Source organism: Enterobacter sp. MGH120, assembly GCF_001037725.1.
Lineage (GTDB): Bacteria > Pseudomonadota > Gammaproteobacteria > Enterobacterales > Enterobacteriaceae > Enterobacter > Enterobacter hormaechei_C.
Map to the genome: position 1 here is coordinate 2,764,052 of NZ_KQ089940.1, position 22,069 is coordinate 2,786,120.

Annotated in this window: 22 protein-coding genes; 5 read left to right on the top strand and 17 right to left on the bottom strand. The window is 53.2% G+C overall.

The genetic code is table 11. From position 1 onward, the window contains the following. Positions 1–32 precede the first annotated feature (32 nt). The 6 genes from SK54_RS12930 to SK54_RS22545 all read right to left on the bottom strand — a co-directional run bounded on the left by SK54_RS12930 (position 33) and on the right by SK54_RS22545 (position 6,351). On the bottom strand, positions 33–1,028 hold the full coding sequence (locus SK54_RS12930) for an alpha/beta fold hydrolase (RefSeq protein WP_048247379.1): 996 nt from the start codon (positions 1,026–1,028) through the stop codon (positions 33–35). Positions 1,029–1,162: 134 nt separating this feature from the next. Beyond that, the gene (locus SK54_RS12935) at positions 1,163–1,390 is read right to left on the bottom strand and encodes a GNAT family N-acetyltransferase (protein WP_254909581.1); all 228 of its coding nucleotides are present in this window, start codon (positions 1,388–1,390) and stop codon (positions 1,163–1,165) included. A gap of 11 nt (positions 1,391–1,401) precedes the next feature. Then, positions 1,402–3,609, bottom strand: a complete 2,208-nt coding sequence (locus tag SK54_RS12940; protein ID WP_017382355.1) for a peptidase domain-containing ABC transporter — start codon at positions 3,607–3,609, stop codon at positions 1,402–1,404. Next, entirely contained in the window at positions 3,609–4,862 is a 1,254-nt protein-coding gene (locus SK54_RS12945; protein ID WP_048247381.1) for an HlyD family secretion protein, read from the bottom strand. The genes SK54_RS12940 and SK54_RS12945 overlap by 1 nt, the downstream gene beginning before the upstream one ends. A 14-nt stretch (positions 4,863–4,876) precedes the next feature. Next, positions 4,877–5,521: a CPBP family intramembrane glutamic endopeptidase gene (locus tag SK54_RS21995; protein ID WP_023300106.1), complete on the bottom strand. Its 645-nt coding sequence runs from the start codon at positions 5,519–5,521 to the stop codon at positions 4,877–4,879. Positions 5,522–6,018: 497 nt separating this feature from the next. Next, positions 6,019–6,351 (bottom strand): hypothetical protein, encoded by a 333-nt coding sequence (locus SK54_RS22545; RefSeq protein WP_071524110.1) that lies wholly within the window; start codon positions 6,349–6,351, stop codon positions 6,019–6,021. Positions 6,352–6,795: 444 nt separating this feature from the next. Between SK54_RS22545 and SK54_RS12950 the strand changes: the two genes are divergently transcribed. Then, positions 6,796–7,344, top strand: a complete 549-nt coding sequence (locus tag SK54_RS12950) for a GNAT family N-acetyltransferase (protein ID WP_017382357.1) — start codon at positions 6,796–6,798, stop codon at positions 7,342–7,344. On the opposite strand, the gene SK54_RS12955 is transcribed toward SK54_RS12950, so the two are convergent. The 8 genes from SK54_RS12955 to sad form a co-directional block, all read right to left on the bottom strand. Next, a complete protein-coding gene (locus tag SK54_RS12955) occupies positions 7,332–8,246 on the bottom strand; it encodes a bestrophin family protein (RefSeq protein ID WP_017382358.1) in 915 nt (304 codons plus the stop codon). The genes SK54_RS12950 and SK54_RS12955 overlap by 13 nt on opposite strands. A 198-nt stretch (positions 8,247–8,444) precedes the next feature. Then, on the bottom strand, positions 8,445–9,896 hold the full coding sequence (locus tag SK54_RS12960; protein ID WP_048247383.1) for a tagaturonate reductase: 1,452 nt from the start codon (positions 9,894–9,896) through the stop codon (positions 8,445–8,447). Positions 9,897–10,013: 117 nt separating this feature from the next. Beyond that, the gene (locus SK54_RS12965; RefSeq protein ID WP_023296618.1) at positions 10,014–10,541 is read right to left on the bottom strand and encodes a GNAT family N-acetyltransferase; all 528 of its coding nucleotides are present in this window, start codon (positions 10,539–10,541) and stop codon (positions 10,014–10,016) included. Between the two features lie 82 nt (positions 10,542–10,623). Continuing rightward, positions 10,624–11,589: a sensor domain-containing diguanylate cyclase gene (locus tag SK54_RS12970; protein WP_048247385.1), complete on the bottom strand. Its 966-nt coding sequence runs from the start codon at positions 11,587–11,589 to the stop codon at positions 10,624–10,626. 58 nt (positions 11,590–11,647) lie between these two features. After that, on the bottom strand, positions 11,648–12,010 hold the full coding sequence (locus SK54_RS12975) for a DUF4186 domain-containing protein (protein WP_003857163.1): 363 nt from the start codon (positions 12,008–12,010) through the stop codon (positions 11,648–11,650). Then, on the bottom strand, positions 12,010–12,936 hold the full coding sequence (gene glsB, locus SK54_RS12980) for a glutaminase B (RefSeq protein ID WP_003857165.1): 927 nt from the start codon (positions 12,934–12,936) through the stop codon (positions 12,010–12,012). The genes SK54_RS12975 and glsB overlap by 1 nt, the downstream gene beginning before the upstream one ends. Before the next feature lie 62 nt (positions 12,937–12,998). Further along, the gene (locus SK54_RS12985) at positions 12,999–14,588 is read right to left on the bottom strand and encodes a methyl-accepting chemotaxis protein (RefSeq protein WP_048247387.1); all 1,590 of its coding nucleotides are present in this window, start codon (positions 14,586–14,588) and stop codon (positions 12,999–13,001) included. Between the two features lie 127 nt (positions 14,589–14,715). Further along, on the bottom strand, positions 14,716–16,098 hold the full coding sequence (gene sad / locus SK54_RS12990; protein WP_048247389.1) for a succinate-semialdehyde dehydrogenase: 1,383 nt from the start codon (positions 16,096–16,098) through the stop codon (positions 14,716–14,718). A gap of 99 nt (positions 16,099–16,197) precedes the next feature. Here sad and SK54_RS12995 point away from each other — a divergent pair, with 99 nt between their 5' ends. Beyond that, complete coding sequence (locus SK54_RS12995; protein ID WP_017382364.1) at positions 16,198–17,076, top strand: putrescine utilization regulator PtrR; 879 nt, start codon at positions 16,198–16,200, stop codon at positions 17,074–17,076. Here SK54_RS12995 and SK54_RS13000 read toward each other — a convergent pair. Beyond that, positions 17,073–17,885 (bottom strand): PhzF family phenazine biosynthesis protein, encoded by an 813-nt coding sequence (locus SK54_RS13000; protein ID WP_032619672.1) that lies wholly within the window; start codon positions 17,883–17,885, stop codon positions 17,073–17,075. The genes SK54_RS12995 and SK54_RS13000 overlap by 4 nt on opposite strands. Before the next feature lie 22 nt (positions 17,886–17,907). Beyond that, positions 17,908–18,696: a PhzF family phenazine biosynthesis protein gene (locus SK54_RS13005; RefSeq protein WP_017693433.1), complete on the bottom strand. Its 789-nt coding sequence runs from the start codon at positions 18,694–18,696 to the stop codon at positions 17,908–17,910. 176 nt (positions 18,697–18,872) lie between these two features. Between SK54_RS13005 and SK54_RS13010 the strand changes: the two genes are divergently transcribed. After that, positions 18,873–20,069, top strand: a complete 1,197-nt coding sequence (locus SK54_RS13010) for a sugar transporter (RefSeq protein WP_023296611.1) — start codon at positions 18,873–18,875, stop codon at positions 20,067–20,069. A 237-nt stretch (positions 20,070–20,306) separates the two neighbouring features. Here the strand turns inward: SK54_RS13010 and SK54_RS13015 are convergent, their stop codons facing one another. Beyond that, entirely contained in the window at positions 20,307–20,972 is a 666-nt protein-coding gene (locus SK54_RS13015; protein WP_003857180.1) for a MarC family NAAT transporter, read from the bottom strand. Positions 20,973–21,227: 255 nt separating this feature from the next. On the opposite strand from SK54_RS13015, the gene marR reads away from it, so the two are divergent. Together marR and marA are read left to right on the top strand one after the other, a co-directional pair. Next, the gene (gene marR, locus SK54_RS13020; protein ID WP_017383983.1) at positions 21,228–21,662 is read left to right on the top strand and encodes a multiple antibiotic resistance transcriptional regulator MarR; all 435 of its coding nucleotides are present in this window, start codon (positions 21,228–21,230) and stop codon (positions 21,660–21,662) included. 20 nt (positions 21,663–21,682) lie between these two features. Then, the gene (gene marA, locus SK54_RS13025; RefSeq protein ID WP_001303241.1) at positions 21,683–22,063 is read left to right on the top strand and encodes an MDR efflux pump AcrAB transcriptional activator MarA; all 381 of its coding nucleotides are present in this window, start codon (positions 21,683–21,685) and stop codon (positions 22,061–22,063) included. The last annotated feature ends 6 nt before the right edge of the window (positions 22,064–22,069 follow it).

Genomic DNA, 22,069 nt, shown 5'->3' on the forward strand with positions numbered 1-22,069 from the left:
ATTAAGAGGTAACGGATTGAAAATAGCACATATCAGAGCTTATCCGCGTCGACAACCGCGTTAACAAAGTCCTGCGGATCTTCCTGCGGCGGGTTGTGGCCAACCGTTGCGCCGAAAGTACGGTGCTCATATTTTCCGGTGAATTTCCCCGCATAGGCTGCGGGTGCAGGATGTGGTGCCCCGTTGTTACCGCCCTCGATGGTGATGGTCGGCACCGTAATATTCGGCAGCGTAGCCAGCTTTTGTTCGTAGGCGTCATATTTCTGCTCCCCCTTCTCCAGCCCCAGACGCCAGCGGTAATTACTGAGCGTGACGGCAACGTGGTCCGGATTATCGAGGGACCTGGCGCTGGCATTGAAGGTGGCATCGCTGAATTTCCAGTCAGGCGAAGCCTGGGACCAGATCAACCGGGCAAAATCGTGCGTATTTTTAGCATAGCCTTCCGCACCGCGCGGCGTGGCGAAATAGAACTGATACCACCACTGAACCTCTGCCTTCGGCGGTAAAGGCTGTTTGCCAATCGCCTGGCTGCTGATCAGGTAGCCACTCACCGAGACCAGCGATTTCACCCGTTCCGGCCAGAGCGCCGCAACGATATCCGCCGTACGCGCCCCCCAGTCATAACCGGCAAACACTGCCTGTTTGATATTCAGGGCGTCCATCAGGTTGACGATGTCTTTTGCCATTGCCGAAGGCTGACCGTTTCGCGGCGTTTTATCAGAAATAAAGCGTGTGGTGCCGTACCCGCGCAGGGACGGCACAATGACACGATACCCTTTCGCGGCCAGCGCGGGGGCCACTTCAGCGTAGCTGTGAATGTCGTACGGCCAGCCATGCAGCAGGATCACCGGTTGCCCCTCTTTTGGCCCGATATCGACGTAACCGACGTTCAAATCGCCAGCGTTAATCTGTTTAACCTGGTTGAAGGCCGACGCGTAATCCTTGCCCATCGCTTCCGCCTGACAGGACATCACGGTGCCAAGCGAAACGGTCAGGGCGACTGCTGAGTATGCGAGTTTGTTAAACATGATGTTATCTCCGGGTGAGTTCAGTTGACGGAGATATAACACCATGCGTTTGTATAAAGGATGTGTGCGGATGCGGCTTTATTGCATACCTGTGTATGTATCACAGACGCAGATACAGTGTGATTCAAACCCGGTTAAGGGGTGATTCGGTACCGGACGTAATCGTCGGCTTCACCATAGTGGTCATACAGCTTACGCGCCGGATTGTGCATGCGGGTTACCCAGTAGAGTTTTGACCACCCTTCCCGCTTACCCTCATCGATCAGGGCGTCGATAAGCGCTTTACCCGCCCCTGCGCCACGTTCGGCAGCGTCAACAAATAGATCTTCCAGATAGGGGTAAGTTTGGATATCGAAAATTATGTACGTTAAGGTTAATTTTTTGCCATCACGTCATTAGTATATTCACAAACAGACTCGCCATTATTGACTGTATGCTGGAGATTCAGCTCCGTTAAGTAGCCGTCTGCCAGATACAAAACCCGGTCTGCAGAGGCTATGGTTTCCGGGCGATGGGCTATCAGCAGAACAGGAAGCCCCAGTTGACGTAAGGTCTGGCTTATCCGGATTTCACTCTCAACATCAAGGTGGCTGGTCGCTTCATCCAGTAACAGGAATCCCGGTTTCTTGTACAACGCCCTTGCCAGCAGAATGCGTTGTTTTTGTCCTCCGGAAAGCCCTCCGCCGGTTTCACCAATCAGCGTCTGATACCCCATCGGCATTGCCATAACATCGCTGTCGATAAGTGCCAGTCTTGCGCACTGGATCATTCGTTCATAATTTCGGTCATCACTGAAAAAAATAATGTTATCTGCTACAGAACCTTTGAAAAGATGGTCATCCTGCAGTACGGTACCGATACGCTGACGAACCTGAAAATAATCCGGATGCGTATGCAATATGCCAAATGCCCTGATCCTGCCCTCATCAGGGATGTGGATCCCAAGGATAAGCTTCACCAGTGTCGTTTTCCCGCATCCGGATTTACCTGTAATGGCAACGACTTCTCCGGGATTGAGTGTCAGCGACACCCCGCCGATTATCGGATTTTCCCCTCCCTTGTGGCTGAAGATGATGTGCTCAAGTACTAGAGGAGCATGAGCATATTCATCCATCTCCCTGCGGGATACAGAAGGAATGTGCGAAGCGTTGTTATGCTCACGAAAAGGCTGTTGCTGAAGGCCTTCTGTCGGGGTCAGTACAATATCAGCCAGTCGTTCGTTGTAAACATCGAGCATACGCCAGGAAAAAAACTTATCAGTCAGGCTACTGATACTGGAAGAAAAACGCGTCTGATAGGATAAATAAGCAACCAGCATGCCGACGGTGAAGGTTCCATTCAATACCTCCCCGGCGCCTTTCCACAAAATGATTGCTGATACCACGCTGCCGGTAAGAGTGTGAGCAATGTCATAGCACATCAGCAGACGGCTCTGACGCAACTGCGTATTTCTGCGGGCAACGTTGAGATTCAGCCAGGCGGCCTCACGATGTGCCGTCACACCGTTAATTCTCAGGCTGAGGATCCCGTTGAGTGTTTCAAGAAAATGCCCGGACTCCTTGGCACCTGCATCCCAGGCATCTTCTGCCGACTGTCGAAGGGACGGATACCACAGTGCCCTCAACACACCATAGAAAATGGCTGCAAGTACGGCGATCAATGTCATTTCAGGACTGTACAGCAGCATCATGCAAAGCGCAGTCACCACGAGCAACACATCCAGAATACCTTCCAGCACTTGCGTAGTCAGCGCCTGCTGGATGGTATCTACCGCCTCAAAACGAGCATTAATACTCCCCTTACTGCGTGCATCAAACCAGGCCAGAGGAAGATGGACCAGATGATGGAAAACCCGTGCTGTCCACTGCATGTTAAAATTGACGGACAGTGTAATACTCGCCCACTGGCGGGCCAGTGACAGCAGCATCTGGGTCAGTGACATCAGCAGAAGCGCAATAATAATGACGGTCAACAAACTCTGGTCGGCAGCCACCAGGACTTCATCAATCACCAGCTGGTTGAGAAGCGGGCTTCCCAGTGTCAGGATTTCGAGTGCCACGGCAAAAACGATAATTCGCGACATTGCCGACAACAGACCCGGTGTTTTACCTGTCAGTTGGCGCAGATGGATTTTTTTCCTTTCATCCCGAGCGGTAAAATCACTGGCTGGCATCAGCTCCAGCGCGACGCCGGTGAAATGTTTTCCAGCATCCTGTAGGGAGAGCGTTACTTTTCCCTTTTCCGGATCATGAATAACCAGCCTGCTTCCGCGAACTTTATGTAGCACAACAAAATGATTCATGTTCCAGTGGAGAATACACGGGAGAGAAAGGGATCTTAGGTCCTCAAGCTCCAGCCGAACTGCCCGGCTGGATAATCCGATACCGGCCGCACATTCAGTCAGTCTCTGCAGGGTCATCCCTTGTGAGCTGATACTGAAACGTTCGCGCAGTGTGGGTAAGTCTGTTTGCAGACCATGCCAGCAGGCCATCATGACCAGGCATGCCAGACCACATTCCGCTGACTCTGTCTGTCGGGTGAGAGGAAGCTGTTTTCTCCCGGTCCATTTAAGTGTATCCATCACAGCTTTCCTTTCAGGCTCCAGAGCGGCTCAGTCAGCCACTCCCACAAATTGCGGGTATCCAGGCTGACATCCCCCTCAAGAACCATGCCGGGGCGCAGGGCTTCCTGTTTCCCATAAGCCAGAATAAAAGTATTTTCAGGTTCAACGATGACGCGGTAATGACCTTCATTCTCCTTCCAGGTCACAGGAGATACGGAGAGTAAATCAGAAGATGTCAGCGTTGTATGGCTTATTTCACGGATAGTCCCGTACTGCACACCAAACTTCTGATAGGGGAAGGCAGAGAACCGCAGGGCAACACGCTGCCCCGCCTGAATAAAGCCAGCATTCTGACTGGTAGCATAGAGTTCTATCTGCAAACGGGCATTGTCGGGAATGAGGGTCATGACAGGTTCAGATGCCCTGACAGACTGTCCCTGTCTGACCAGCACGGCAGCAACGGTTCCGGATACCGGTGAAGTCAGCGTGAAATTTTCCTTACCTGCCAGTTCGTCCTGCTGTTGCCTGATCACCTGCAACTGCCTGTCCATTTCAGCCTTCCGGCTATCACCCTGAACGATGAGATGGTCAAGGTCGTCTTTAGCAGCCTCCATCGCGGTGTGCAGTTGCAGAAGCCCCTGACGCTGATCCTCAACGTTTTGCTGTGACGTTGAAACGTCAATCTGCTTCTGCTGGTATTCGATATCTGATACGTAATGCGTATCAGCAAGTTTCTTATAGCGCTCCATAACAGACACGGCCAGCGCAGCCTGATGCACGGCAAGTGACAGACGCTTTTCTGCACTTTTAACCTGAGGTTTCAGGGAAACTATTCGCTGTTGTATGGCATGCTGCTGCTGACTGTTGTCACGCAATTCCAGGGTCTGTTGAGAAGTCAGCATTGTAAACTGAGTTTGTAGGGAAAGTCTTATAGCAGCGAGTGTACCTGCCCCCTGTTCGTTGAAATGTTCACCGCTGATATGATAAAGAGTCTCACCGGCAATAATGTGTTGACCTTCTGAGGCGGTCAATTTGGTTACGTACCCAGCATATTGAGGAGTGATTTTTACCAGCCCGGATGAGGGCATAACGATTCCGGAAAGGTGAGCCTTACGTGTATAGCTACCATAAAGAATAAAGAGTATCAGGCACAGAAATATGAATAACGTTGTGAGTGCGCTTACTGATAAACCGAATGACGCAGGTAAGACAATCTCACCATAATCAGAATCTGTTTGATGATTTAAAGCCTCTTCCCTGAAGATATTCATATCCCAAATACCCTTCAAAAATTTAACGACAAAACAAAAGCATTCATGCACGAATGAATTATAATAGGATAAAAAAGCCCTCTGCTTCTTATTCTAACTATTAATAGCAATATTGACACCAAAAAAAGAATGGATTGATCTAAAATGTTATAATACTGTCCATGCATCAGACAAAAAGACAATGAAGTCAATATACATGGGATAATATACTTTTTATTAAAAATTGAGTGGAAAACACCGAAGATACAGCCCCTGTATATAATCTCCTCATAATATGGGACTACGAAGGTGGCTATTATAAATGCTATAAAACTAATATGGGAAGGTCCATAATGATATAAATTATCCCTGTAAAGATAAACATTATACTGAACCAGCAAAATGACAAACAACACAACAATAGAAAATTTTATTGAAGTTAAATCTCTACTTGGGCGTAATTTAAAACCATCCAACTTCCTTAAGTAAAAAATATACAAGAAAAATGCAATTGAAAATTCCGCAATAAACAATAAGAAAAATGACACATCGAGAGTAAGATAGCGGAGGGTTATGGATGGCGATAACGTAATTATTATTGAGATAACAGACGCAATAAAAAGAACAATTACGTTTTTCTTACTATAAATGAATGGATAGACATGCCTAAAGATTATCATGTTCAACCTATTATTAATTCATATTTTATATAAGAATCAACAAATATGGCTATGATATCGTAATCATTTTTTGATATCATGCACTTTAACTTCAGTGAACATTTGTAATGATTCCATTCTGCAACACAACAATTTTTATCGGAGTGTACTTTATTTACTTTTAAACCTATTCATCAAGTTAACGCCCCATCGTGTTACTGCTATTAATACAATCAACGCAATAAGAAACCTTGATATAATCCCTGGCCGTGATACTTCGTCAAACTCAAGAACTTCAGCGTATTTCAAAAGGGTAAATGCGATAATGAAAAAAAATAAGTAAATTAGGAAATTTAAAAATTGTTTCATGCTTAACCCGATACTTGTGATTACATTAACTTTATCAAAAATAATAGCTCATCATGACTACTTCGAATAATCATTAAATATCGAAACACCTAGAATAACATTCAGTTATAATGAGCTTTTAAATTATTATCACACACAACTCAAATTACTTACCAACGGCATTGTCCGGGGCCGTTGTAATTATTACTTTTATCTTTACTACCACGATCTGAAAAACTATCTTTTGTGCACTGGCCAGCTATAGCTCCACCAATTACCCCAGCGGTCATACCCACTGGCCCCCCAGGAGAGCCGGCGATTAGACCACCGATGATTCCTGCGCCGCATGAGTCAACGCCCTTGTAAATAGAGCCATTGTTTCCTTTTGAATTACCAGGTTTAGAGCTGGTGTTACGACTACCGGCACCTTCATAATTACCGCTTCCATTGCCGCCACTTACTAATGCTATCTCATTAAGGCTTAATGCTCTTATATTCGACATAAATCATCTCCATTTAATTTAGTTTTGCATTTTGTGCTAAAAAAATATCTTACATTACTTAATGTAAAGAAAGTGTATTTATGTAAGCAAATGTAAATAAGCTATTGAACTTCGTAAACCGTAGCTCCATTTGGGAGCAGTTCAGCTCCTGCATGGGCAGGCCTATAACACGAAATCGACCTGGAGGTACGGTAATGTTCAGGCATCTTTTCTGACGTCCAGCGCGCAATCACTTCTGCGTCGTAACAGATTTTACAGCCATGGCGCATCGCTTCGTTACGGACGTGCCAGAGTGTTTCGGCTTCTTCGGGCCTGGCTTTTCTTGGCATTACATACTCCTTTATGGATAAATCTGAATAACAAAAGCACGACCAACTGGAATGTGATATTGATGAAATATCAGAACCCAAACAAATGATAACGCTCAAATATGGAGATCACCGGATGACGATACCCACGCTTACGACAGAACGCTTATTACTTAAACCCCTTGTTGCCGCCGATGCCGTCCAGATCCAGCAACGCTATCCCCGCTGGGAGATTGTCCGCTATATGGTGGCTTCAGTCCCCTGGCCCTACCCGGAAAACGGTGCTGAAAACTACGTCAACAACGTTGCACTGCCCGACATGGACAAAGGGATTGCGTGGTTCTGGACGATTCGCCGTCGCGAAGCGCCTGACGAACTGATGGGGGTGATTTGCCTGTATGACGTGGAGGACAACAACCGGGGCTTCTGGCTTGCGCCGGAATTTCAGGACCAGGGATATATGCGGGAAGCGAGCATTGCGGCAACGGATTATTGGTTTAATACGCTCAATAAACCGGTGTTACGTGCGCCGAAAGCGGCGGCCAACAGCCGCTCCCGACGTATTTCAGACAGCAGCGGCATGCGGCTTATCAGGACGGAGAAGAAAGCCTACGTCAGCGGCATGCTGGACTCGGAACTGTGGGAAATCACCCGCGACGAATGGAATGCCCGTCAGGTCAGCTGATAATACTTATCCGGCATCAGTCTTTCAGGGATGTTCTCTTCATCGTTCATCTGCAACAGATCGCGCTCCATCATGTTGCAGATGGCGTCCAGCGGCAAATCGTTATCTTCCGTCCCAAACGGATCTTCCAGCTCTTCTGCCAGCGTATCCAGCGAGATAAAAGTGTACGAAATCAGCGCAGAGACAAAGGGCGTCATGTAATGCAGATCCACAACCAGCGCAAACGGCAGCATGATGCAGAACAGATACACCGTCCGGTGCAGGATCAGCGTATAGGCAAACGGGACTGGCGTATTGGCGATACGCTCACAGCCAGCCAGCACGATGGACATATCATTCAGGCGGTTGTTGAGGCTGTGAAACAGAATGTCTGAAAGGTGCCCGCTACGCCGCCGTACGGCCAGCCACTCCCCCATGATCAGCAGGATACGGTTCGCCGGCGAGTTGGCGTCCATAACTTTGCGTAAATCGTCTGGAGCCAGATAGCGGGACAGCTGATCGGCATTGGTTTCTCTGCGCAGGGTCATACGCAGACAGTTAGCAAACGCGATTTGCAGGCGGACAAACTCTCCAAGATGTTTATCATCCGGCAAGGTGTTTTTTACCTCGCGAAACAGCGAGCGCGCCGCTATCATCAACTGCCCCCAAAGCAGACGCGCCTCAACGTAGCGCGAATAACAGGCGTTATTGCGAAATCCCAGGAAGATGGCGATAGCCACGCCCAGAATGCTGAACGGCGCGACGGTAAACCGGATACCCAGCGAGGTGTACCACGGCAGCATGACAATCACGGCGATGGAAAGCAGGAAGTTAAGCAGCAGTCGGGTATAAATTTTGGGAAGTACCGAACCATGCCAGACAAAAATCAGTTGCAGCCAGTGCTGTTGAGGACGAACAATCATAATCAGCTTCAGAAAAGTAAAGAGCGCGGCTATTAAACGTGATCCCCCTCACGGTTGCAAGCATGTTAATTGTTCATTGCATTTTCTGACCTGTTAAGCCTCAACCGCACGGTGCTGCATGTGTTTTAAAAAAAAACGTATAGTATGTTGTAACTAAATAGGGTCTTTAAAAAACCCGGCCAACGCCGGGCATTATGATTAGCAGAGCGGTTTTACCGCATCGCGCATGCCTTTGCTTAAAATTGCATCCAGATCCAGCGCAACCTGGTCTACCAGTCCGTTCACCAGAGTGAGATCCTGTTCCCAGTGCTCGCTCACGCTTAACACTGACGATACCAGTTCACGGGTAGTGACCTGTTTGTCGTGATGTTGCGTCCACAACTGCTGGTAACGTTCAAGCCAGTGCGCATCGTCCTGCACCGGATAGCGCTCACCGTTGCGCTCGGCACGGTAAAATGCAATCAGCGCCGCCAGAGCAAAGGTCAGACGTGCTGGCAGTTTGCTGGTCGCCTTCTGCCCTGCCAGCAGTTGCGGCAGAATGCGGGTGCGGTACTTGGTCATCCCGTTCAGGGCAATCGACAGCAGCTGATGCTTAATGTACGGATTACGGAAACGCCCCGTTACGGCACTGGCGAAGGAGTGCAGCTCGTCGCGCGGCAGATCCAGGACCGGAATAATCTCCTCATAAATAGCCTTCTCTACGAACGCGCAAATTTCCGCGTCGTTCATGGCTTCCCCTACCGTATCCAGGCCGGCCTGAAAAGCGACCGGAACCAGCGCCGTGTGCGCGCCGTTGAGGATCGCCACCTTACGCTCTTTATACGGTTTGATATCGTCAACAATCAGGACGTTGAGTGGGTATTTATCCAGGCGCAGTTCAGCTGCAAGTGATTTCGGCCCCTGAATAACAAACAGATAGAAATGTTCCGCCGTGTCGAGGAAGCTGTCGTGATAGCCCAGCCCGGCTTCCAGCTCTGCCACCTCATCACGCGGATAGCCGGTAACAATGCGGTCAACCAGCGTCGAACAGAAAGTGTTAGCATCATTCAGCCACGCAATGAATGCCGCCGGCAGCGCCCACTCCTGTGCATAGCGCAGCACCAGTTCACGCAGGGCATCGCCGTTGTAGTCGATGAGTTCGCAAGGAATGATAATCCAGCCTTTATCCGCTGCCCCGTTAAAGTGGGTAAAACGCTCGAACAGCAGACGCGTCAGTTTGGCCGGATAGCTGACCGCTGGCGCATCGTCAAACTTATCCCCCGCGTGATAGCTGATCCCCGCCTCCGTGGTATTGGAGAAGACAAACCGCATGTCCGGGTTATGGGCGAGCTTCAGAAATTCATCGTACTGGCTGTAGACGCTGATTTCACGATTCACGGAACGAATAAGACGCGCATCGCTTACCGCTTCCCCCTGCTCATTCAGACCGCGAATAATCGTTGTATACAGACCCTCCTGGGTGCTCAGGGACGGCGGAAAATCGCTCTGGATCGGCCGCACAATCACCACACCGGCATTGAGATTGGTATGCTCGTTTAAGAGGTCGATTTGCCAGTCAACGAACGCGCGCAGGAAGTTACCTTCGCCAAACTGGATGATACGTTCAGGATAGCGCGCACCGGGGAAATCACGACGGTTGAGTGTGTTCACAATGGAGGTCCTTTATGATTAGTCATACAGCCTGATAAGATTGGTGTGATAACTTATCAAAACTTCAGGACCATAACCCCTGTCTGGATCAACTCAGGATGCGATGGTGAAAAATAATCACAGAAATTTATAGAACACCGAGGTCGCCGTCATGTCCCCGTTCGGCATCAGGGCGTAGCGTGGGATCTCCCCCGCCTTTTGCCAGCCTGCTCTCTGGTAAAACGTCTCCGCGCCGCTGCCGGTTGAGGTATCAAGCACCAGTACCGTAAGCGCTTTTTCACGTGCAACCGCCTCCAGGGCTTCCATCAGCGCCATTGCCGCCCCTTTACGGCGCGCGTTCTCATGAACCAGCAGTTTCGCGACATCTGCACGGTGCGGCTGGTTTTCAGGCTGATCGGTGATCAGCTGGACCGTGCCAACCAGCCCCTGCTCCGCATCAAAACAGCCCAGGACGGTACGCTCGTCGCGCCCGACGCTGTCTGCGACGCCGACCCAGAAGGTTTGGGCTTTCCCGGCAGAAAAAGGCAGCATAAAGCTGACGGAGGCGCCGCCGTTGACACAGTTGACGAGAATATCGTTCAGGGCATCGATGTGGGTGAGGATGTCCTGCCGGGAGAGAGGTTTAATCAGCATGGGAGAGTTCATTGCGCGTCCTTAGGTTGAATCTCTCCACTTTGCTATTAACATTTTTGTAACGCAATAAGTGATGACATAGGATTTCGTTATGTCATTTCTCGCCGTGGTGTTGCCGCTTCATGGCGTACATTTGCGCATCCGCGTGTTTTAGCCATGCCTGCATATCGTTGCGGTGATGATCGAACTCGCTCAGCCCCCAGGAGAACTGTAACGACCAGGGATGCAGCTGACGCGCGTTATACTTTTCCGTTTGTTCCACGAGATACTGCATGGCGATCCAGGCGCCAGGCTCATCGGTATCCGCAAACAGCACCGCGAACTCATCTCCCCCGAAACGTACCAGCAGATCGGCCTCGCGGAACGAGGAACGCATCAGGGCGGCCATCGCTTTCAGAGCTTTGTCCCCCTCCTGATGTCCGAAGCGATCGTTAATGGTTTTGAAATGGTCCAGATCCAGCCAGCCAAGGGTTAAGGGTTCTGCCCGACGCTGCGAAACCGACAGTGCAAACTGCGCAAACTGGTTAAACCCGCGACGGTTAAACAGCCCCGTGAGTTCATCGGTTGTGGCCGCGCTAACGGCCGCAAATTCATCCTCTGCCAGCGCGCTGAGATCGGCCAGTACGGCGGCATCCGCCGTGGTAAACTCACGAGGCGCGTAATCAATGAGACACAACGATCCCACGCACGCCCCGTCACGTAAACGCAGCGGGAAACCGGCGTAAAAGCGCACGCCCGGATCTCCCACCACCTGCGGATTATCCGCAAAGCGTTCGTCCAGCAGCGTGTCACTCACCACCAGCGGCGCGTCACCCAGGATCGTATGACCACAAAACGAGAGATCGCGAGGCTGGGTGGCAGGTACCTGGCCGTCGGCAGACTTCACGATCGCGGCGTGGTCATCCACCAGCGTAATCATCGCCAGCGGCACCCTGAAAAAGCGTGTTGCCAGCCGCGTAAGACGATCAAACGCGGGGTAATTGTCGATCTCAAGCAGACCGGACTCGCGCAGAGCATTCATGCGCTCCGCTTCATTCACGGGAATTTGAGGTGCCTTCATAACGTCTCCTGACGCTGAGCATTAGTAAAAGCGTAGCTTAAACAGAGACATTGTCAGTTCAGGAGGCACGATTTACCTCTATGACCAGCCAATGATGGATTACGTTGACGATATACTGTTGTTGCTGCGCACTCAGCGGCACGCCCTGCGGGATAGCGTGCCACTTAGCCAGACAGCCCCGACAGCAGGTTGCCGTGGCATGCTGGGCGATAAAAACCGGATGGCCGCGCATTGGCGTCTGCTTACCGTCATTAACCGGGTGTGCAGGCGCCAACCGCGCGGCGACAAAATCAGCAGCATGCTTATCGATAGTCTCCGCGCCCTTATCCCAGCAGTATTGCCGCTCTTTCGTCCCTAAATGAAATCGTGAACGGAACGTGGAGCGAGCCAGGCGCGCGAACAGAGGATCTAACGTGGACATCAGTATACGGACCGTCCAAGGCGTTTGGTCAGCTGTTCCAGCGCCGCCACGCCCGCCAGTGAATTTCCGGTCTCGTCCAGTTCCGGGCTCCAGACGGCAATCGCCATCTCGTGAGGGACAATCGCCACGACCCCACCGCCAACGCCGGATTTAGCCGGCAGCCCCACGCGCCAGGCAAACTCCCCGGCATTCTGATACATTCCGCTGGTTGCCATTAAGGCGTTGATCTGCCGGGCCTGCATCGGGGAGACAACGTCCTCGCCCAGATGCGGGGCATGGCCCTGATGCGCCAGAAACAGAAAAGTCTGCGCTAGTTCGACGCAGTTCATCTTCAGCGCGCAGTAATGAAAATAGTTTTGCAGCACCGTGGCGACGTCATTATGAAAGTTGCCGAAGGACTTCATCAGCCAGGCGATGGCGGCGTTACGTGCAGAGTGTTCAAACTCAGAGCGCGCTACCACCGGATCGTAGGCGATGTCCTGCACGCCGGAAAGCTGCCGCACAATCTGGAGCATCCGCTGGCGCGGCGCGCTCAGCCGGCTTTGCAGCATATCGCACACCACCAGCGCCCCGGCGTTAATAAACGGGTTACGCGGCTTACCCTGTTCGATTTCCAGCTGGAGAAGGGAGTTGAACGGCTGACCGGACGGATCTTTGCCCACCCGCTGCCAGATCTCCTGCTCGTCATACTGGCGCATGGCGGCAACGAGGCTAAGCACTTTTGAGATCGACTGAATCGAAAAGCGCTCAAGCGCGTCTCCCGCCTGAAAACGCTGACCGTCGACAGTACAAATGGCGATACCGAGCTTATTACCGCTGATCGAAGCCAGCGCGGGAATGTAATCGGCAACCTTACCCTGCCCCAGTAACGGACGAACCTGCGCCAGAATCTCGTCCAGCATCTCATTATGGATGACCGCAGCCACACTTTGCTCCTTGCCCTCAGGCTAAAACGGGCTGCGAGTATAACAGAGGCTGATACGTCACGTCAGGCAGGGAGACGAAAACGCGAGACGGCCTGCAACAAAAGATCGGACTGCTGATGCAGGCGCTCAGAGGCATTTGACGCTTCGCTAACCAGCATATCTGTCCGACGCGATACCTGATTCAGCGCCTGAAGCTGACGGGTCATCTGATGAATGCTGTCCCCCTGATTCAGGGTAGCCAGCGAAATATCATTCAGCAGGCTGCTCAGATTCGCCACCAACCCGGTGACCTGTTGCAAATTCTCTTCCAGACGGTTTACCACCTGAGAACCTTCTTCAATGCCCTGTAGCGAGTGGTTAATTAGCGCCTGGATGGTTTGCGTAGAGTGACTGCTTTTTCTGGCCAACAGCCCCACTTCCCGGGCAACCACCGCAAATCCGCGCCCCTGCTCTCCTGCATGGGCGGCTTCAATGGCAGCGTTGAGGGCGAGAATGTTGGTCTGAAACGCCACGCTGTCGATCATCGCGACGATCCCGCGCATCTCTGAGGATCGGTCGACGATCGTCTGCATCGAGCCATTCACCGCTGACATCATTTGCTCCCCACCAGCGGCAGCCTGTCGGGCTTCATCCGCGCGCGAGCGGGCGAGTTTTGCATAACCCGTGTTCCCCTCAACGTGGGTTTCGAGATCGGCGATGTGTGCGGTCACCTCCTCCAGCTCTTTGGCCTGTCGCGTAGACTGCTGATAAAGCTTCTGATTCCCCTGCGCAAGCGATCCGATATTTTCAACCATGGAGGTAGTGGCCTCGCTGACCTGGGTCACCAGTTGCTGGAGCCCGCGCTGCATGGCGGTAATACTGCCGCTGAGCTGGCTGATTTCACGGTTAAAGCGCACAACGTCAGGCGGCGTGCCTGACAAATCCCCTGCCGCAAGCTGGTTAATCTGGATAATCAGACGGCGTAGCGGGGATATCACCCACTTCGCCATTCCGAACCAGACGGCTATGGCAATGGCCAGTAGCACCAGCGGCGCAAACAGGAACAGCCGTTGCAGACCTGAGAGTTGTTCCATGAGCGACTGACGCCCCTGTATCGTCTGCTTCTCACTCCGTTGCTGATAGCGTGCGAAATTGTCATTAAAATCGGTCTGAAACGCCTGGGCGGGTACGGCGAAAAAGAGGTCGATGCTGTTGGTTTTCACCAGCCCCTCCGCCTGCTCTCGGATGGCGTCGAAAAACAGCTGATAGCTGTTAACCAGCCCGTTGTCTTTCGGCGGATTAAGCGCGAGCCAGGCCTGCCATGCCTGCTGTGACGCCGCCAGGGATTTTTGCGCCTCGTCCATCAGGCTATGCCAGCTTCCTTCCGAGCCGGTCTCTTTATCCTGCATAAAGTACACGCCGGAGCGGTTGAGCAGATCGCTGGCCGCCAGCAGAGAAATACGGGCCTGATCCAGCCTGCTCTGCTGCTGCCAGGCCAGCTGATTGCGCTGTTCGTTACGCTGGGCTTCATTCAGGGAGGCGGTCAGCAGGAAGGAGGAAGAGAGTTGCAGGGCGGAGAAAAGGCCAATGATACAAAAGATGCCGGTCAGCAGGCCAAACTGACGAGGGATAAAGCGCGGCGCAAGACGACTAAAAATTTGCGTTAGGTTCATAATTTTCTTCTGTAACAATACGTTAGACGCGAGCGAGTCTACGAAACGAAAATGACAGAACCATTACGCAAAAATGACAGGAAACGTGAACTGCCGGGTAGCGGCCTGGCCTTACCCGGCAACAAGACTAGACGCGATCCTTCCACACCGTCTGCACATTACAGAACTCATGCAGACCGAAATGAGAAAGCTCTCGCCCGAAGCCGCTCTTCTTCACCCCGCCAAACGCGACGCGCGCATCGCTGGCGCTGTAGCCGTTGATAAACACCCCGCCGCACTCCAGCTCACGCGCGAAGGTTTCAGCCAGCGCATCGTTCGCGGTAAAGACCGTCGCCGATAAGCCAAAATCGCTGTCGTTAGCCAGCTGCAACGCGTGCGCCGCATCGTTCGCGATGGTAATTGCCGCCACCGGACCAAACAGCTCCTGACGAAAGGCCGTCATCTGTGGGGTGACGCCGCCGAGTACGGTTGGGGCATAATAGTTACCGGTCCCGGACATCTTCTCTCCGCCGAGCAGCAGGGTCGCCCCCTCCGCCAGCGTAGCCTGCACCTGCTGATGCAGTTCATCGCGAAGATCAAATCGCGCCATCGGGCCAATATAGTTATCTTCCTCATCCGGTGCGCCCATCTTCAGCGCCTTGACCGCGTCAACAAAGCGTTGGGTAAGGGCGTCCGCCACGCCCGCTTCCACAATAAAGCGTTTTGCCGCCGCACAAACCTGCCCGGTATTCTGATAACGTCCGGCCACCGCCGCGTTGACGGCCAGATCCAGATCGGCATCGTTCAGAACGATAAACGGATCGGAACCGCCCAGCTCCAGCACGCATTTCTTCAGCGCCGCGCCCGCCTGCGCGCCAATTGCCGCACCAGCCCGAACGCTGCCGGTTACGGTCACCGCCGCGATACGACGATCATTAATCGCCTGGCTGACGCCGTCATTCGTCGCGTTCACCCAGCCAAAGACCCCCTCCGGGAAACCGGCATCCGCGAATACCTTCCCGATCAGCTCCGCCGAGCCGAGCACATTAGGCGCATGTTTAAGCAGATAGCTGTTCCCTGCCAGCAGGATCGGCACCGCACCGCGCAGCACCTGCCAGAGCGGGAAGTTCCACGGCATCACCGCCAGAACGGGCCCAAGCGGACGGTACTCAATCACCGCATTTTCGACCTGGGTAGATTCCGGGTGCAGCATCGCCGGGCCGTGTTCAGCGTACCAGTCGCAAAGGCTGGCGGACTTAGCCACCTCCGCACGCGCCTGCATAATGGGCTTGCCCATCTCCCGGGAGATAGTCTGCGCCATCTCTTCCGCACGACTACGCAGCGCCGCACCCAGATCGCGAAGTTTTTGCGCCCGGTGCGCCACGCTTTCGCGTCGCCACTGACGAAAACCGGTATCCGCCTGCGCAATGGCACGCTCAACGTCACCGGACGTTGCCCACGGGTAAGCAGCCAGCGTTTCGCCGGTAGCCGGGTTGACAGAGTGGGCATGGGTAGCAGATGAATAGGTCATGATGTTCTCCACGTAATAACAGTTGATTGATTGTGGCCTACTCTGCTATTTCTTAAAAATGAATAATACTCACCACCTTATTCACGAATCGAGAACGGAATGGACTTAACACAGCTTGAGATGTTTAACGCCGTCGCACTGACCGGCAGCATTACCCAGGCGGCGCAGAAGGTACACCGGGTGCCGTCAAACCTCACCACCCGCATCCGACAGCTAGAAGCGGACCTCGGCGTGGAACTGTTTATTCGCGAGAATCAGCGCCTGCGGCTTTCCCCCGCCGGGCACAATTTTTTGCGCTACAGCAAGCAGATCCTGGCGCTGGTTGACGAAGCGCGAATGGTCGTCGCCGGGGATGAACCGCAGGGATTATTCTCGCTCGGCGCGCTGGAAAGTACCGCCGCCGTACGCATTCCGGAAAGTCTGGCGCGGTTTAACCAGCGCTATCCGCGCATTCAGTTTGCGTTGTCCACCGGACCTTCCGGTACGATGATTGACGGCGTGCTTGAGGGGACGCTCAGCGCCGCCTTTGTCGACGGGCCGCTCTCGCACCCGGAACTGGAAGGGATGCCGGTTTACCGGGAAGAGATGATGCTGGTCACCCCTGCGGGTCACGCAGAAGTATCAAAAGCCACGCAGGTGAGCGGCAGCGACGTGTATGCCTTTCGCGCCAACTGTTCTTACCGGCGTCATCTGGAGAGCTGGTTCCATGCCGACCGCGTCACGCCGGGAAGGATCCATGAGATGGAGTCCTATCATGGGATGCTCGCCTGCGTGATTGCCGGGGCAGGCATTGCGCTGATGCCCCGCTCCATGCTGGAGAGCATGCCGGGCCATCATCAGGTGGCGGCGTGGCCGCTGGCGGAAAACTGGCGCTGGCTCACCACCTGGCTGGTGTGGCGACGCGGGGCGATGACCCGCCAGCTTGAGGCGTTTATCGCGCTGCTGAACGAGCGTCAGCCACCAGCGCCCAGTTGTTAATGATGAACGTAGTCCTGGAGTCGAAGGAAAATTTTTCCCTTCATATACAGCGTGGCCTGCCCGCCAATCAGCACGCGGTCGCCTTTCAGCTCGCAGCGCAGATCCCCGCCGCGCAAGGAGACCTGGCGGGCCGACATCTGCGTTTTACCAAGCTTTTCGCTCCAGTACGGGATCAGCATGCTGTGAGCTGATCCCGTCACCGGATCTTCCGGCACCCCTTCCCCCGGGCAGAAGAAGCGGCTGACGAAATCATACTCATCCCCCGGCGCCGTAACGCAGACCATTTTCCCCAGCGGGAGCATAGCCGCGATATCCGGCGTCAGCGCTTCCACCTGCCGCTGGCTGTCGAGCACCACCATGTAGTCACGCCCCACACGCACCTCGTCTGCTGCGTTAATGCCCAGCGCGCTGAACAGCACTGCGGGTGGAGTATCAACAACCTCGGTTGACCACGCCGGGAAATTAAGCGTCAGCCAGTCGCCGCTGCGTTGTACCGTCAGATCGCCGACAAAGCGCGTGGTGAAGGTGATTTCCGTATGCGGATAATCCAGGTATTCGAAAATAACGTGAGAAGCCGCGAGGGTTGCGTGGCCGCAGAGGTTAATTTCATCCTGCGTGGTAAACCAGCGCAGTTCAAACCCGTTATCCGTTCGGACAAAGAACGCCGTCTCTGACTGATTATGCTGCTTCGCCATCTTCAGCAGCGTCTCATCCGGCAGCCACGCTTCCAGCGGACACACCGCCGCCGCATTGCCGCCGAACGCCCTGTCGCTGAAGGCATCTACCAGATAAAAATCAATTTCCTGCATCGTTGGTTCCTCTTAGATTTGTTCAGCGCAGAAATACTGTGCCCTTCAGATACAGTGCCGCCTGCCCGCCCATCCGCACGCGGTCGCCCTTGAGTTCGCAGCGTACGTCGCCACCACGGGCAGAAACCTGGCGGGCAAACATCTGTGTTTTGCCAAGCCGTTCACTCCAGTACGGGATCAGCATGGTGTGCGCGGAGCCGGTGACAGGATCTTCCGGCACGGCCACGCCTGGCGAGAAGAAACGGCTGACAAAGTCGTATTCCCCCTCGTCCCGGGCAGTGACGGCCACTTTATGCTCGCCCGGCGTCATGGCGGAGAAATCCGGATTAAGGGCTTCAACCTGCTCGCGGCTCTCCAGTACCAGCACCCAGGCGCGGCCTTTTCGCGCCTCGACGTAGTGGCTGATACCGAGTGCGGTGAGCATCTCCGGTGGCGGCGTCTGTGCCTGCGTCGGGCAGGCCGGGAAGTCCAGCGTCATCCAGTCACCTTCACGACTGACGGTCAGGCGACCAGAGGCGGTGTCAAAATGAAGGCGTGAGTCCGGATAATCCAGTTCGTGAAAAAGTACATACGCCGCGGCAAGCGTCGCGTGACCACAGAGATTAACCTCGGTGAGCGTGGTGAACCAGCGCAACTCGATCCCCCCTTTGGTACACACAAAAAACGCGGTTTCTGACTGGTTATGCTGTTGTGCCATCCGCAGTAACGTCTCATCCGGTAGCCACGCGTCGAGCGGGCACACCACCGCCGGGTTGCCGCCAAAGGAGGATGCGCTGAACGCATCTACCAGATAAAAATCAATCTCCTGCATCGTGTTACCGCCTGTTTTTGTTGTGTTGTTCTTTATCTTCGATGAAAACAACCCCGTTCGCTACCGCTGCATGAAGGTAAATTTTGTGATTCACATCACATAACGGTTGAGTTTTCGCCGTTTAAGGCTTTAAGATCGTCTCCTCATCTTTCAGGCAACGAATCCCAGATATCCCTATGACAACACACACGGTTTCCCGCAGGGTCGCGTGGCTACGCGTGGTCACGCTCGCCATCGCAGCGTTTATTTTCAACACCACGGAATTTGTTCCGGTTGGGCTGCTGTCCGATATCGCCGCCAGCTTCCATATGGAAACGGCACAGGTTGGCATTATGTTGACCATCTATGCATGGGTGGTGGCGCTGATGTCGCTGCCGTTTATGCTGCTGACCAGCCAGATGGAACGTCGTAAGCTGCTGATTGGGCTGTTTGTGGTGTTCATTGCCAGCCATGTGCTGTCATTTATGGCATGGAACTTTACCGTGCTGGTCATCAGCCGCGTCGGCATCGCGTTTGCCCATGCCGTTTTCTGGTCGATCACCGCGTCCCTCGCCATTCGTCTGGCTCCGGCGGGAAAACGCGCCCAGGCGCTGAGCCTGATTGCCACCGGAACGGCGCTGGCGATGGTGTTAGGCCTGCCGATCGGGCGCATTGTGGGACAATACTTCGGCTGGCGCACCACCTTCTTTGCCATCGGCATGGGGGCGCTGATCACCCTGGTGTGTCTGATCAAACTGCTGCCAAAACTGCCCAGCGAACACTCCGGCTCGCTGAAAAGTCTGCCGCTGCTGATGCGTCGACCGGCGCTGATGAGCATCTATCTGCTGACCGTGATTGTGGTGACCGCCCATTACACGGCCTACAGCTATATTGAGCCGTTTGTTCAGGTTGTGGCGGGCTTTAGCGCTAACTTTGCCACCGTTCTGCTGCTGATCCTGGGCGGCGCGGGGATTATCGGCAGCATCCTGTTCGGGAAGCTGGGCAATAAGCACGCGTCTGCGCTGGTAAGCAGTGCGATTGGTCTGCTGCTGGCATGCCTGCTGTTACTGATGCCTGCGGCAGGCAGCGAGAGTCATCTGGCGATCCTCAGTCTGTTCTGGGGCGTGGCAATCATGATTATTGGTCTGGGAATGCAGGTCAAAGTGCTGGCGCTGGCCCCGGACGCCACGGACGTAGCGATGTCGCTCTTCTCCGGGATTTTTAATCTGGGGATTGGAGCCGGTGCGCTGGTGGGAAATCAGATCAGCCTGCATGTATCGATGTCGGCCATTGGTTATCTCGGGGCGATTCCGGCGCTGATCGCGCTGATCTGGTCGGTGCTTATCTTCCGTAAATGGCCGGTCGCGATGGAAGAACAGTCCAGCCACGGTTGACGTTTGTTATGCCGGGTGGCGGCTTCGCCTTACCCGGCCTACGAAGCATTAATATCCGTGTTCTTCATCACCGCCAAGATAACGGAATCTTTCATCTGTCATTTTGGTCTGACAATCATAGATACCGATTCTCGTTGCCAGAGGAGTGGTTGCAGAAGACGCATCGCTTTATATTCATAAGAATTATATCCATTGCGAGTAGGCCGGGTAAGGCGAAGCCGCCACCCGGCAACGTTCTCAATGATACGTCTTAACAATCTCCAGCACGCCGTTAATAATAAACTGCACGCCCATACAGACCAGCAGAAAACCCATCAGTCGGGAGATAGCTTCAATCCCCCCCTTGCCCACCCAGCGCATAATCGCCCCGGAGCTGCGCAATGATCCCCAGACGATAATGGCGATAAGCGCAAAAATGATCGGCGGCGCAACGGTGATAACCCAGTGCGGAAATGTCGACCCATCACGCACCGTTGAGGCGGAACTGATGATCATCGCAATCGTCCCCGGCCCCGCCGTGCTCGGCATGGCTAACGGCACAAACGCGATGTTGGCGCTCGGTTCGCTTTCAAGCTCCTCCGATTTGCTTTTGGCTTCCGGGGATTCGTGCGCTTTGTGCGCCGGGAACAGCATCCGGAAACCAATAAAGGCCACAATCAGCCCGCCAGCAATACGCAGACCGGGAATCGAAATACCAAAGGTATTCATCACCAGTTGCCCGGCGTAATAAGCCACCATCATTATGGCAAAGACATAGACAGAGGCCATCATCGACTGCTGATTGCGCTCTGCGCTGTTCATGTTCCCCGCCAGCCCCAGAAAAAGCGCCACCGTCGTTAACGGGTTCGCCAGCGGCAGCAACACCACCAGTCCAAGCCCCACTGCTTTAATCAAATCCAACATAATGCACCGCAGTCCTTATCCTTATTCAACATCGCAATTATAGGGGCAAATCCTCGTCCGGAGCCATCCGACAGCGTAACCATAATTGTCTCGCGTAATTCATAACCCCAGATTATCTGTATGATTTAAAAGCGTACAGAATAAGTTCCTGAAGCGTTTTAGCATTTCGTGGCATCGGCCGATTCATTCAGTTGACTTATACTTGCCTGAGCAATAATATCTGCCGTGACTAAACTACTTGCCAGGGCAACCATTGTGAAAAGCACCAGTGACCTCTTTAACGACATAATCCCACTGGGTCGTCTTATTCATATGGTTAACCAGAAAAAAGATCGCCTGCTCAATGACTATCTGTCACCGCTGGATATCACCGCAACACAGTTCAAAGTGCTGTGTTCCATTCGCTGCGAAGTGTGTATCACGCCGGTTGAGCTGAAAAAGGTGCTCTCTGTCGATCTGGGTGCGTTAACCCGCATGCTGGATCGTCTCGTCTGTAAAGGATGGATAGAACGAAGCCCTAACCCGAATGACAAACGTGGCGTACTGGTGAAACTGACCAGCGATGGCGCGGCCATGTGTGAGCAATGTCATCAATTAGTAGGACAAACACTGCACCAGGAACTGACAAAAAACTTATCGGCAGATGAAGTGGCAACGCTTGAGCTCTTACTCAAGAAAATCCTGCCGTAAACAGAAAAAGAGGTATGACGATGTCCAGACGCAATACTGACGCTATCACCATTCATAGCATTTTGGACTGGATCGAAGATAACCTGGAATCTCCACTCTCTCTTGAGAAAGTGTCTGAGCGTTCAGGTTACTCAAAATGGCACCTGCAACGGATGTTTAAAAAAGAGACCGGCCATTCATTAGGACAATATATTCGCAGCCGCAAGCTGACGGAGATTGCCCAAAAACTGAAAGAAAGCAATGAGCCGATCCTCTATCTGGCGGAACGCTACGGATTTGAATCGCAACAGACCCTGACGCGTACGTTCAAGAACTACTTTGACGTGCCGCCTCATAAGTACCGTATTACCAGTATGCCGGGTGAATCCCGTTATCTGTATCCGCTAAAACATTGCAGTTAATCATCG

Excerpts from the sequence above, each read along its gene's own strand:
- SK54_RS12930 (WP_048247379.1), bottom strand. The coding sequence starts at position 1,028 with ATGTTTAACAAACTCGCATACTCAGCAGTCGCCCTGACCGTTTCGCTT.
- SK54_RS12940 (WP_017382355.1), bottom strand. The coding sequence starts at position 3,609 with ATGGATACACTTAAATGGACCGGGAGAAAACAGCTTCCTCTCACCCGA.
- SK54_RS12945 (WP_048247381.1), bottom strand. The coding sequence starts at position 4,862 with ATGAATATCTTCAGGGAAGAGGCTTTAAATCATCAAACAGATTCTGAT.
- SK54_RS21995 (WP_023300106.1), bottom strand. The coding sequence starts at position 5,521 with ATGATAATCTTTAGGCATGTCTATCCATTCATTTATAGTAAGAAAAAC.
- SK54_RS22545 (WP_071524110.1), bottom strand. The coding sequence starts at position 6,351 with ATGTCGAATATAAGAGCATTAAGCCTTAATGAGATAGCATTAGTAAGT.
- SK54_RS12950 (WP_017382357.1), top strand. The coding sequence starts at position 6,796 with ATGACGATACCCACGCTTACGACAGAACGCTTATTACTTAAACCCCTT.
- SK54_RS12955 (WP_017382358.1), bottom strand. The coding sequence starts at position 8,246 with ATGATTGTTCGTCCTCAACAGCACTGGCTGCAACTGATTTTTGTCTGG.
- SK54_RS12965 (WP_023296618.1), bottom strand. The coding sequence starts at position 10,541 with ATGAACTCTCCCATGCTGATTAAACCTCTCTCCCGGCAGGACATCCTC.
- SK54_RS12970 (WP_048247385.1), bottom strand. The coding sequence starts at position 11,589 with ATGAAGGCACCTCAAATTCCCGTGAATGAAGCGGAGCGCATGAATGCT.
- SK54_RS12975 (WP_003857163.1), bottom strand. The coding sequence starts at position 12,010 with ATGTCCACGTTAGATCCTCTGTTCGCGCGCCTGGCTCGCTCCACGTTC.
- SK54_RS12985 (WP_048247387.1), bottom strand. The coding sequence starts at position 14,588 with ATGAACCTAACGCAAATTTTTAGTCGTCTTGCGCCGCGCTTTATCCCT.
- sad (WP_048247389.1), bottom strand. The coding sequence starts at position 16,098 with ATGACCTATTCATCTGCTACCCATGCCCACTCTGTCAACCCGGCTACC.
- SK54_RS12995 (WP_017382364.1), top strand. The coding sequence starts at position 16,198 with ATGGACTTAACACAGCTTGAGATGTTTAACGCCGTCGCACTGACCGGC.
- SK54_RS13000 (WP_032619672.1), bottom strand. The coding sequence starts at position 17,885 with ATGCAGGAAATTGATTTTTATCTGGTAGATGCCTTCAGCGACAGGGCG.
- SK54_RS13005 (WP_017693433.1), bottom strand. The coding sequence starts at position 18,696 with ATGCAGGAGATTGATTTTTATCTGGTAGATGCGTTCAGCGCATCCTCC.
- SK54_RS13010 (WP_023296611.1), top strand. The coding sequence starts at position 18,873 with ATGACAACACACACGGTTTCCCGCAGGGTCGCGTGGCTACGCGTGGTC.
- SK54_RS13015 (WP_003857180.1), bottom strand. The coding sequence starts at position 20,972 with ATGTTGGATTTGATTAAAGCAGTGGGGCTTGGACTGGTGGTGTTGCTG.
- marA (WP_001303241.1), top strand. The coding sequence starts at position 21,683 with ATGTCCAGACGCAATACTGACGCTATCACCATTCATAGCATTTTGGAC.